At 33.5% G+C, this 11,872-nt stretch carries 11 protein-coding genes; all 11 read right to left on the reverse strand.

Going from position 1 to position 11,872, the window contains the following annotated elements; all coding sequences use genetic code 11:
- Positions 1-29: 29 nt before the first annotated feature.
- The 11 genes from I7804_RS17685 to I7804_RS17730 all read right to left on the reverse strand — a co-directional run bounded on the left by I7804_RS17685 (position 30) and on the right by I7804_RS17730 (position 11,851).
- Positions 30-1,010, reverse strand: coding sequence for a glycosyltransferase family 2 protein (locus tag I7804_RS17685; RefSeq protein WP_248406177.1), 981 nt, complete (start codon positions 1,008-1,010; stop codon positions 30-32).
- 131 nt (positions 1,011-1,141) lie between these two features.
- Positions 1,142-2,683, reverse strand: a complete 1,542-nt coding sequence (locus I7804_RS17690; protein ID WP_248406178.1) for a lipopolysaccharide biosynthesis protein — start codon at positions 2,681-2,683, stop codon at positions 1,142-1,144.
- 15 nt (positions 2,684-2,698) lie between these two features.
- A complete protein-coding gene (locus I7804_RS17695; RefSeq protein ID WP_248406179.1) occupies positions 2,699-3,664 on the reverse strand; it encodes a glycosyltransferase family 2 protein in 966 nt (321 codons plus the stop codon).
- 198 nt (positions 3,665-3,862) lie between these two features.
- Entirely contained in the window at positions 3,863-4,396 is a 534-nt protein-coding gene (locus I7804_RS19010; protein ID WP_331477918.1) for a Coenzyme F420 hydrogenase/dehydrogenase, beta subunit C-terminal domain, read from the reverse strand.
- Positions 4,393-5,007: a 4Fe-4S binding protein gene (locus I7804_RS19015; RefSeq protein ID WP_282570546.1), complete on the reverse strand. Its 615-nt coding sequence runs from the start codon at positions 5,005-5,007 to the stop codon at positions 4,393-4,395. Before I7804_RS19015 ends, I7804_RS19010 begins: the two co-directional genes overlap by 4 nt.
- A gap of 58 nt (positions 5,008-5,065) precedes the next feature.
- Positions 5,066-6,193 carry a polysaccharide pyruvyl transferase family protein gene (locus I7804_RS17705; protein ID WP_248406180.1) on the reverse strand — a complete coding sequence of 376 codons (1,128 nt, stop codon included), beginning with the start codon at positions 6,191-6,193 and terminating at the stop codon, positions 5,066-5,068.
- Between the two features lie 40 nt (positions 6,194-6,233).
- Complete coding sequence (locus tag I7804_RS17710; RefSeq protein ID WP_248406181.1) at positions 6,234-7,268, reverse strand: glycosyltransferase family 2 protein; 1,035 nt, start codon at positions 7,266-7,268, stop codon at positions 6,234-6,236.
- Between the two features lie 49 nt (positions 7,269-7,317).
- Positions 7,318-8,319, reverse strand: coding sequence for a glycosyltransferase family 2 protein (locus I7804_RS17715; protein ID WP_248406182.1), 1,002 nt, complete (start codon positions 8,317-8,319; stop codon positions 7,318-7,320).
- A gap of 11 nt (positions 8,320-8,330) precedes the next feature.
- Positions 8,331-9,254: a beta-1,6-N-acetylglucosaminyltransferase gene (locus I7804_RS17720; protein ID WP_248406183.1), complete on the reverse strand. Its 924-nt coding sequence runs from the start codon at positions 9,252-9,254 to the stop codon at positions 8,331-8,333.
- Positions 9,255-9,540: 286 nt separating this feature from the next.
- Positions 9,541-10,641, reverse strand: coding sequence for a glycosyltransferase family 2 protein (locus I7804_RS17725; RefSeq protein WP_248406184.1), 1,101 nt, complete (start codon positions 10,639-10,641; stop codon positions 9,541-9,543).
- Complete coding sequence (locus tag I7804_RS17730) at positions 10,631-11,851, reverse strand: hypothetical protein (protein WP_248406185.1); 1,221 nt, start codon at positions 11,849-11,851, stop codon at positions 10,631-10,633. The genes I7804_RS17725 and I7804_RS17730 overlap by 11 nt, the downstream gene beginning before the upstream one ends.
- Between the last annotated feature and the right edge of the window lie 21 nt (positions 11,852-11,872).

Consider the following 11,872-nt stretch of genomic DNA (forward strand, 5'->3'; position numbering starts at 1 on the left):
TTGGTACTTACTGTATCAGTCTTAATTCTTTAACCAAGTTTCAGTTTAAGATACAATTTCTGTATATCAGGATTTATTCTATATAGGCAATACTTTAACTTTTGAGTATTACTTATATTTTTATTGTCAAATACATTTTTGTAGCTCTGTCTATAAAGCTTCCAGACTTTACTCCTAAGATTTTTATATTGTCTTTTGTCGGTTTGCCTCAGAATTCCCAATATTGTATTAAGATATGCAATATATGCCATATCCATAAGATCTTTTTCGTTTTTTTCTTTATAAAAATCTATCTTATCTATTTCAGTGTTTAAGCCATCTATTAGTTTTGTAGTATTTATTCCGCTTCTTGTTACAGAGTTTTCAGAATAGTAATAGTTATATAGTTTTAAATCGGACACTATTACTTTCCCGGCTTTATAGATGACCTTAAATGTTGTTGCTCCGTCTTCAAAGTAATGATAAGCTTCATTAAATCTAACGTCCTTCCACAAAGAAGACTTAAAAAGCTTGCCCCATACCATAAGATACATTATCCTTAGGTCTTCTCTTAGAAGAAGGTCATGTCCTGTAATAGAGAATATTTTCTCCTTATCACAGTCTATTTCAGGGAAAACAAGTTTTTCTTTTTCAAAGGTATTATTAACTGAAACCCATGAAAAATCAGCATCACTATCTTTTAATAGATTAACAAGATGCTCAAAATACCTAGGCTCAATATAATCATCAGCATCAATAAATGCTATATATCCTTGTTTAAGATCAGCATGCTCAAGTCCAACATTTCTAGCATGTGCCGGTCCGGAGTTTTTCAATAGAGATATTACTTTAAACCTCGCATCTTCCTGTGAAATCTTGCGACAGATTTCAAGGCTATTATCAGGTGATGCATCATTGATCAAATAAACTATAAAATTAGTATATGTCTGATTCTTAATACTTATAAGACATCTATACAAAAATTCTTGTGCTTTATAGATCGGTATTATAACTTGTATGAGATCTTTCATAATATAACGATCTCCCTTATATAATAAGTAAATCTTTTTGTCTAACAGGCCGAGTGTATCATTATGCCTTGCATGAAGTAAGTATCAATAGTCACTTAAGACATCTACTTCACTATACTAGTTATTCTGTCTCATTTCTTTTTTAGTTTCAATTTTTTTGCTATAACCTCTTTAGCCATAATCCTTTCTGCTTTATTCAAAACAATATAGTAATTAACAGTATATCCGATCACTCCACAGACAATAGCAGCAACTACAAGCATAAGCCATGAATTAACCGTCATAACATTAAGCACCCCATAAAAAATAACTACTGTTATCGCAGATGATAATGCTCCTCTAAAAAGCGGGCCATAGAATGTCCACCATTTTAAGTTAAGAGTATATGACGCATATATAGGCGCGAAGAAAAATACTCTCGCAGTAAGCAGTACAGAGCTTACTATCTGGATTGCATATACTCCAAGGTCTGTATAAACGCAAAGGAGTATGGAACCAATGATATTGGCAACACCTATTCCCAGTGATACGAGAACAGGAATCCTAAGTCTGGTAGTAATCTGGTTAACCGTATACAAAGGATATATATATACATCAAATATTGTCTGCGCAAGGATAAGTATAGACAATATCTGCACTGTCGTAACTTCTCCCGATGTCAGGGTAGGAAGCCATAAATGGAAAAACTTGGTTCCAAAAGTTATAAATCCAAGTATCGGAACTGAGCATATAAAGCCGCACACTTTTATTGCACTCTTTACATATTTTTCAAAAGCTTTCATATCTCCCTTGCTATACAGAAGAGTCATCTCAGGACCAAATGATCCGGAAACTATACCAATTATAGACATAAGATAGTTTGGTACAGTCTTGGCAAATCCCATAAGTGTCATAGATGCAGCGTCTATATAAATATTAGTGATCAGCATGTCACATCCATTAATTAGAATTGTAGAAAGCTGCTGGACTGAATTCCAGATTCCAACTTTTACAAGATCCGCTACAGCCTTAAACTTAATTGACAATTTATTAAATCTTAGCTGAGGAACAAGTGTTCTTGTATAGTATATATTGGTCACTATGATCCAGAAACCGCATATAAACTTGGTAAATCCTACATACCATACTCTTGGTGCAAATATAGAGAACATGAGTATAAGTGATACTGCTCTTATAATAGTATTCTCAGTATTACGTCTAGCTGCCAGATCAAGTCTGTTACTTGCATATGTAGCAACGCCATAGCAGTTAGTACAAAGTGACAACAAAAAATCTATCACTATAAACATCCACAGTATCTTAACATCAGTAGTATACTGCATTGGTATCTGTAGCCATCTGTCCAGATAAAGGATCGCAAATACCGAAGGAATCACAAGAGCAAGTGATATGATAAGATTTGCAACTATTACCGAAGAAAAATACATATTGGCATTTTTATAATCTTTTTTGCCAAGATTGATCGTTATATATCTTCCTACCATGGCATTAAGCGCTGATGTAAAAATAGTTACATACCCTGTTGTCTGAAAAGCCAGATTTACAAAACCGTAAACCTCTTTACCAACGTGCTTGGTTATGTATGGTGTTAATACAAAATTGATCGAAACATTTATGATAAATGTTATAAACTGTGCGATCATATTTATAGCTATTCTTTTCTTACTACCCATTGTCTAGCAAACCTCTTATAACTTCTTTTCTATATACATATCCGGAAATAGTGCCAGATAAATGTATCCTAACTTTTTCTTAATACTGATGTTTGTTTTTAAAATATTCTTTAGGACACTTTTCTTGTAAGTCTTAAAGTATTCTTTTAATATATCTATATCCATTTTTTGCTTTTTAACAGCTTTATAATATCTGACATAGAATATCCTATAAAGAAACAAGTTCTTTTCATACCAATCATATTTGCCTAAGGACAGATAATGATCCATTCTTTCAGATATTGCATCAAGTCTATGAAGTCTTTTAAGACTAAACTCTTCTCCCATAATACTTGAACTTCGACTGACATAATAATAAAGAGGAACATCTATATATGCAATCTTCTTGGCAAGTTCCAAAAGTTTATATGTCGTAAACTCATCTTCATGAATTTTACCTTTTGGATACTTTATTTCTTTAAAAAAAGATGCAGGATATATCTTGTTCCAGGCCACAGTAAATTCTGTATATTTATCACCATAAAAATATGAAAGCCTATCTATGTCTTCACTAATAAGCTTATAGGATCCTGTATTTATCCTTGAATGATTATCTATTTTGTCATCTTCTTTGACATTTCCGAAACTGCACACAGCTATGTCAGAACCTGTAGAAACAACGCCTTCTACCAGGATTTCAATCATACATTCATGTATATAATCATCAGAGTCAATAAATATATAATAACATCCGCTTGCAATGCTTATCCCAGCATTCCTGGCATCTGACAGTCCACCGTTTTCTTTATGGATTACTTTGATCCTACTGTCCTTCTTTTTATAGTTTTCGCAGATCTGACCACAACTATCCGGTGACCCGTCATCAACAAGTATTATCTCGATATTCTTATATGTTTGGCATATTATGCTATCTATACATTTAGGAAGGTACTTCTCTACATTATAGATAGGCACTATTACTGATACCAATATATCATTCATATTTTAACCTCATGTCACGAGTAAAGCGAGTGGCTAATAGTTCAAATTGATGGAGCTTGCTTCATCAATTTGGGTTTGAAAATGAAACCTTTTCAAGCTTAACATCATGCTGCGAGCAAAGGAAGTAGCTAATAGTTCGCTCCTAATGGAGCTCGCGACACCAATTCAATTTTATATTTGTAACAATTTCAAATTATGTTATTTAGAAGATTTAAAGCCTTTTAAAAGTCTTTTTAGTCTCTTCTTCATTATCACTTTCTTAATTCTCTTACCAATGGCGGTTTTGTATGAAGCTTTAATAAAGTCCCCTTTAAACGCTTCTACAAACACATTTCTATCAGCAGGGAAATCAGACGGGTGCGAAAGCTGCTCGTTATGATCTATAGCCACTTTAAGACTAGCCTGTTCTGTATGGAGATAATCTCCTGCCTTATCAAGAAGTGCTTTTCCCTTAGCTGTATTAACAAGTATCTCTGATACCCTTCCCAGATAAGGCTTGTGCAATGAAGACTTATCAAGCCCCCAATAATCTCCTATTGTAAGATCCGAAACACGGTCTATCTTAGCATATCTACATGAATAGCAATTATCTCTATATGAAACACTTCTCAAAAAGGATTCGTAATACAAATCAAAGTATGATTTTTCATAATAGACTTTCTCATTATTACTAGTCGCAGAAAAATAAAACTCATTTTCGCCTCTAAATGAAATATCATCTATTTTGTTTATTCTATATGTCTTTTAAGAAAAGCTATGTATTGCTTAAGATACTCTATTGGTGGAACTCCATGACAGATTATATCTATGGTATAAAGCTTTTCATATTCTTTTTTCAAAAAGTGAAGGAGTCCATCTATCTGACATGGAGTAGCTATATATAGTACTTCCAGATCCTGTTCCAGATACTCTTTAACCTTTTTATAAGAATCTCCGGTACTGCTTTGGACATATTTAGACTTCTTGAATCTCTCAATATCATCTAAAGACTCTGCCGGTCTGATAGTCAGATTAAAATCATCGTCAAAATCACATCCAAAAACCTTGCCACCATTTTGAAAGACAAGCTTAGAAAGTGCTGTCGCTATTCCACCAGAGGAACAAGTCTTCTGGTCCTCTTTATCACAAGTCCAGGCAGCAAGGCATACATCTGCCTTAGAGTATTTTGACTCATTTAAAACTGGGCACGCCTTCTTGCACATCCCGCAATTTACACATTTTGTATTGTCAATTACCGGAATAGTCTTTAGAAGTTTATCATGTCCCATAGATATAGCTTCTTTAGGACACGCATTCATACATGCCCTACACCCGGTACATTTATTCGTATCACACAGTTCCATCTGTTCTCCTATGCAAGTACTATATATTCTTGAATATGATATTCAAGGATTCATCTAATTAAGATTCAAGAATACTTTTTAAATAGTTCTTCCCCTTTAATACTTCATTATCTATAGTAGTGTTAACATTATCATAATCAATTTCTCTATCTAGTATTGATTCAAGATCCCTGGCATTTTGTACAGATCTGTCTGAAAGTCCAAATGTTGCAAGAAGATCATTAAGCTTTTCATTATTGCCCGAGGCACCAGTGTTTCTGACAAATGTCGCAAATCTTTTGTTATACTTGATTGAAAACACACTTCCGTGGAATGTGTCTGTTATCACATAATCAGCATGCTTAACATATGCAAGGATTTCAAATGGCTTTAGCGCTTTGTATCCCTCTATATATTCCTGAGGAGCACACAGACATATTATTTTTTTGTTGTGTTTTTTTGCAAACCTTATTATATTTGCAGATTCTTTTTGGGAGAATCTTTTAGCATATGCATATACTACGATGTAGTTATCCTCTTCAACTTTGATATTGTCTACTTCATCATGGTAATCATATAGAAAAACAGGATCCACATTCTTGCAGATATAGCCATCATACATCTTATTTAAAATATCGTATGTATTTTTATCCCTGGCAGATAGTGCATCAAATCTGCCAATCATAGATTTCACTTCATCATAAATACCATAGTCTCTAAGGCCGTCTTCTGTGGTATTCCCAAACGAAGCAGCATATGTGCAGAGCTTTTGAGCCCTGTTATCATATCCAAACAATTCTTTTGAATATCCTACATCAGGATTGGCCTGAAGACAGTTGAAAACTTCATCACTGCCTATAACAAGCGCATCAAGCTCTGGTTTATAATTCTTCTCTTTTGTCACACCAAGAAGAGGTAATACATCACTATAGAATGATGAATCAAGCTTTTGATAATCTCTCCAATAAGAGTTCATTAACTCATTATTATTTTTTCTTGGAAAAAGCACATGTGATCTTACTTTATTTAGTATTTTACTAAGCTTCCCATCTTTTCCCTCGTTTTTAGATACCAGAACTTCACCTGGTACATAATCTACAAATGTAGTTTCTGCACCTAAAGCTTCAAAATTCTTCTTTAAACTATATGATTGTAAAAACGAACCATAGTTTATGATCCGCTGCATTGACATTATACCGACTTTCATCCTTAACCTCTTGTCCCTCTCCCAATCCGGCTTTGTATTTTTATTTCATCAATTTCTTCAAAATAATATATCTTACTCTACTACCTTTATAATAGTAACCACTCAATAGATTGTATTTGACACCTCTTAGCAGACCCATATTTTTTATGTAATCGAGCATTTTAAACCTTGACTTTCCAAGTTGCCCTAACAGAAAAGATCTATCATCAACCTTATCTAATTCTTTTTTCATATCAAGTAGTTCCATATTCATAAGTTCATGATATAAAAGCAAAACATGAATCATATCATAATTGCGTTCAAAATATTTATTGGAACAATCCTTAACATATTGATTAAAAATACGGCTTACCATATTGTACTGATTAATTCTGACAAGGCCTCTGTCAGCTCCCATGGAAGAATCATCTCTGATCAGATAATAGTACAATCTATTATTGGTAACTTCTACATTTTGTGCATACATCATATAGAACAGATTAAAGCACAAGTCTTCTGCAATTACCGGCTTATATATTGGAAACCTGATATTATTTGACTTAATTATTTCTGCCTTATATAGACGGTTCCATACTTCAAAACCGCAGCCATAATTTAATAGTATATTGGTATAAAACTTAAGTCTTTTCTTATCATCACTAAGATCATATAGTCCCTTGGCAAAAGCCCTTTCTTCTATATCTCTTCTTTTATTGCTTTTTATATAAGTCTTATAATAATTGAATATATAAAGGTCTGTGTTTTTTCCTTCAATCCCTTCTACACATGTCCTTATAAGCTGAGGATCCATCTCATCATCACTATCTGCAAAATAGATATATGTTCCATGGCATGCAGCTATTCCGACATTTCTTGAATCAGACTGACCGGAGTTGTCTTTGTCTATAACAACTATTCTGGAATCCTTCTTTTTATATGCATTGCATATATCAAGGCTAGAATCAGTTGAACCGTCATTTATCAGGATTATCTCGAGATTTTGATACGACTGATTTATGATACATTCAATTGTACCTTCTAAATATTTAGAAGCATTGTAAATTGGTATTATTACACTTACCACTTCTTCTTTCATACATTCCTCAAATTATTACTTCCAGTCAAAGAGAAACTATTCTTTAGTATTAGCTCTTTTTATACTTATTCCATACCTGGTAGTACAAACTTGAACTAATTTTGAATAGTCTGATTTCCACTTTCTGGCACTTGCTAAGCTTTTTATATGCAGAACGATTATTACGTATCACCTTCAACAGATCTTTTCTGTAAGTTCCAAAAATATCTGCATTCGATGAATCCAATTCTTTATTGCATGACTTCAAATAACATATCATATGAAGACAATGCATCACTGCCTTACACCAAAGTTCATCTTCATTTTCTTTATTATAAAATTCAATTCTCTGCAAATATCCATCTACAACTTTGGCATTTCTTTTGCCATTCATAACCCCGATAATACTATCATTCCTTTGAAGATAATAATACAAAGGAAGGTTAACTAAGCAAATATTCTTGCTTCTATAAAGAGCCTTATAAGTTGTAAACTCATCCTCAAATATTTTCCCTTTGGGATAACGTAGATCACTAAATAATTCCTTTTTATAAAGCTTATTCCACGCTACTGTTAACTCCAGCTTTTTATCATCACTATAATAGCTATACTGCGCCTGAATTCCGGACATTGTTTCTATAGAATAATCTTCTTCATACGTAATATCCTGCTCATCCGGCTTACCATCATACACATATTTGTAGGTAGACATGCTTACATCAGAATCTGATTTAATTAATTCTTTCATAAGTATTCTATACATGTCCCTATGTATATAATCATCAGAATCTACAAATGCCAAATATTCACCCTTAGCAATATCTATGCCCACATTTCTGGCGTCTGAAAGGCCGCCATTTTCCTTATGGATAACAACTATCCTGTTGTCTTTCCTGGCATATTCATCGCAGATGTCAGGACATCCATCATCAGAGCCATCATCTACAAGTATTATTTCCAGATTTTTATATGTTTGACCGATAATGCTGTCAATACATCTACGAAGATATTGTTCTACATGATAGATTGGAACTATTACACTTATCAGCGGTTCATTTTTTATTGTCATCATGTCTCCAGTTCTTATAAGTTTTCTTTATCTAGCTCATCTAACAGGTCTTTGGATATATCACTTCTTACCTTTCTGCAAAAAAGGTCCGGTACACTAAGCAGCTTCTGGTAATCTTTCATCGTCATCACACTGACTTCTTTTGGAAATTCAAAGTATGTAAGATTCCTCCAGTTTACAAGCCACCTTGCAATGGGTTCATCATACTTAAAACAACTTGTTTTAAATTTCGAATTATGTACAACAGTATGAAAATATTCTTCATCAGGAAACTGCATTATTTTCATCTTACGGTTAAACTTTGGATGTGTTTTCTCAAAATTGTCTAAATATCTGGCACATTCATCCGTAACTGCCCACTGGGCACAGCCATAATAAAGATCAAACCTTTGACCTTTTTCATGAATAGTGCCGTTACAGCTTATTGTTGTAATGCTCATGATCATCTGAGCTATTGTTATTAATAGTTTTATTGGATTAGTATTGGATGCTTTTCCATATGGATTATCCTTCATATAGAAAAGTCTGTATTTTCTTGAAAACTCCCAATCGCTTGTCCCTGCAATAGGACATCCCCGTATAAATTCTTTGCCCTTGTTATCTACAAAATACTTTTTGATTTCATCATTACTTTTTATAGGATAATCAAGGTTCTGCATCATGACATAATAGTCATAATGAACACCACTATTTAAAGCACTTCTAAGAAGTTCAAAGCTTGCATGAATGGCATTATATCCGCCCCAGTACACTTTATGGCGGTTAGGCGTAAAGTAAACACCGCGTATCCCCTTCAATGCTTCTTTAAATGGCTCTATATCCTGTTTTGCATCTACATGCACATACATATCAAAATCCGGATCTTTGCAAAGCCTTCGAGCGCACCTTGCAACAAGTTCCGGATCTGTATGGCACAGATTTAAAAATGCTATTTTCATTTTCAAACTTCCCACTGCTTTTTTCATTAACAGCCAATATTATGACGTAAGGGTCAAAAGTCATTTCGATTCGAGCTTGCTCGAAATCGAATATGAATTTATGACCCGCCAAACATGAGCAAAGTAGCACGTAGTGCGGATTTGCGAATGTTTGAGGATTGTGAGAGTTTCGAAGAAACGGAACAATCCGGTAGTCATATGGTGTCAAAAGGAACTTTTGACACCTTCCTCATATTATATAGCGGCTATCATAATAAATGATTTGATAATTACATGATTTAGTCCATTATCTCTTAAACTGATATCCGATCATATGTAACATCGTAGTCGCCAAAAACAAAAGTCGAAACCATCTCTTTTTCAAAAAAATAAACGGTATCCGCTTAACTAATGATCCGTTCTCTATACTAAAATCATTGATCAGTTTAAGTACTCTTGGATCTTCTACAAAACTTTTGTATCCTTCATAGCGCTTCTTCCTGCTTGCCTTTGCATTCTTGCCGGAAAGCTGAAATGCCATCTCAACTGCGGACATTACAATAGTTCCTGCAAATGTATAGGTTATATCAACACCTGTACGCTTTTTTACTCTTTCTACAAGCCTCTGCCTTGCATCATTTAACTTTTTCTTACCTTCAAGTTTAGAGAAAGGCTCTCGCTCATATCTGTATATTGCAGATGTTTCGCGCGTAACCAGATAATAATAACACTTCTGCTGTACGTACACTTTATTGCAGCAGCTAAGGTACTCAGAAATAAAACAAGTATCTTCGCCAACTTTAAGAGTTTCATCGAATTTAAGGTTATTATCTATGATAATGCTTCTCTTACAAAGAATCCTCCAAAGCGCCGGATTCTCTACATACAATGAATCCGGAACTCCCTTGATCCAATTATTAACATCTTCATTAGATAATCCGATAAAAGCAGGCATTACATCTTTTATTACTTCTTCACCTTCATATATATCTTTTGAAAATCTTGGAAGAGAAGTTTCATATACCTTGCCGTCTTCATATCTGTAATAGCCATAAATCACTGCATCAGCGTTCTGATTCTGAATGATATCTACCAGCTCACTACAGGTATATTTTTCCTGAAAATCATCTCCATCGAAAAAGAAGATATATTCTCCGGTAGAAGCCTTGATTCCATCATTTCTTGCTGCTGAAACACCGCCATTTGGCTTATGTATTACTTTAATGTTGCTATTGCATTCTGCGTATCTGTCCAGAACTTCTGCTGTTCCATCTGTAGATCCATCATCAACAACTATTATTTCCAGATTTTCTTTGTTATAATCCTGCTCAAGTACACTATTTAAGCTTTTTTCTATATAATCCCTGATATTATAAGCAGGAATTATCACACTAACTTTAGCTTTCATTAACAACTCTTCCCTTTAAAAGAATTCTTTTCATACCTGCCGATATTGCCGGCTCCCTTTTCCCGGTAAAATACATTCCCAAAATAAGTAGTGGAAAGCAAATAGCTGCATTCATAACATATGCTTCCATGATTGTATAAAGTGAATAAAGAATAATAAATATCCTGTCTCTGGTATCCATCCTAGAATTAAATACAATTGCACCAAGTGATATCAGAACAAGGTATGCTATTCCATAACTAACCATCATCCAAATATAGCAATTATCAAAGATCATTCCATCAATCCAATATCCATTCCAGTAAAGTTTTGGATCAAAAGTTACATTTTTTCCAAATATAGAAAGGCCTTTTAGATCATATGCTACAGCACCATACAATAATCTTCCTGTAAACATCTCATTGAGAGTATCAAACATGCTTGTAAATAGTCCGTTTACAAATCCGATTATGATAGTTACAAAGAAAATCGATAAAAAACCATATAAATATTTCGAAAAGAATTTTACGAGTAACTCATAATATTTGATAAAATCTCTCTTTATCAAAGAAATATAAATCAAAATACAAGCTATCGTAACTATGGTCAGCGCTGTATTAGAATCACAAAAAAGATAGAAGAAATAATTAATAAGCCATAGTAATACCAGCTTAATTGGATTTAATTTCTTGTAGTTGGAATACAGATACTCCATAGAAATCCAGCATACATACATTGAAAATGTATTAGCATGTCCCTGATAGAAAGTCATTCGCTGTACGCCATTTCTATATGAATATGGAACACTATAAGGGTTTGAAATAAAGTCCTTGGTATAAGTAAACACATGAATAGCTATTAGGAATGCTTTAAATTTCCAAACTATATTAAGCGCCTTCTCAAGATCAACATCCTGTATTCCTATAAAGAGAAGCGCTGTAAAGTAAAGATAAAAGTAATAACATTTAATACATGTATATACACACAAACAAAACAAAGCAATTGAAAAAATAAACTTCGGATATGTGTATCTCTGAGTTATGATCTTTACTCCTATGATACCGGTAAATATTATGATAATGATATTATCTAATAAATCAGTTTTTCTGATTATTACCGAAGAGTCTGTTATATTCTTAAAGGCTAGTATCAAAAGAGCACATGTATATAACAACTGTATGAAGTTTTGTCTGTTCTTTATATTTCTTTCAACCAGTGATACGGAACCCATAAATAACCTCATGTCTCAAAA

The organism is Butyrivibrio fibrisolvens, assembly GCF_023206215.1.
Taxonomy (GTDB): Bacteria; Bacillota; Clostridia; order Lachnospirales; family Lachnospiraceae; genus Butyrivibrio; species Butyrivibrio fibrisolvens_C.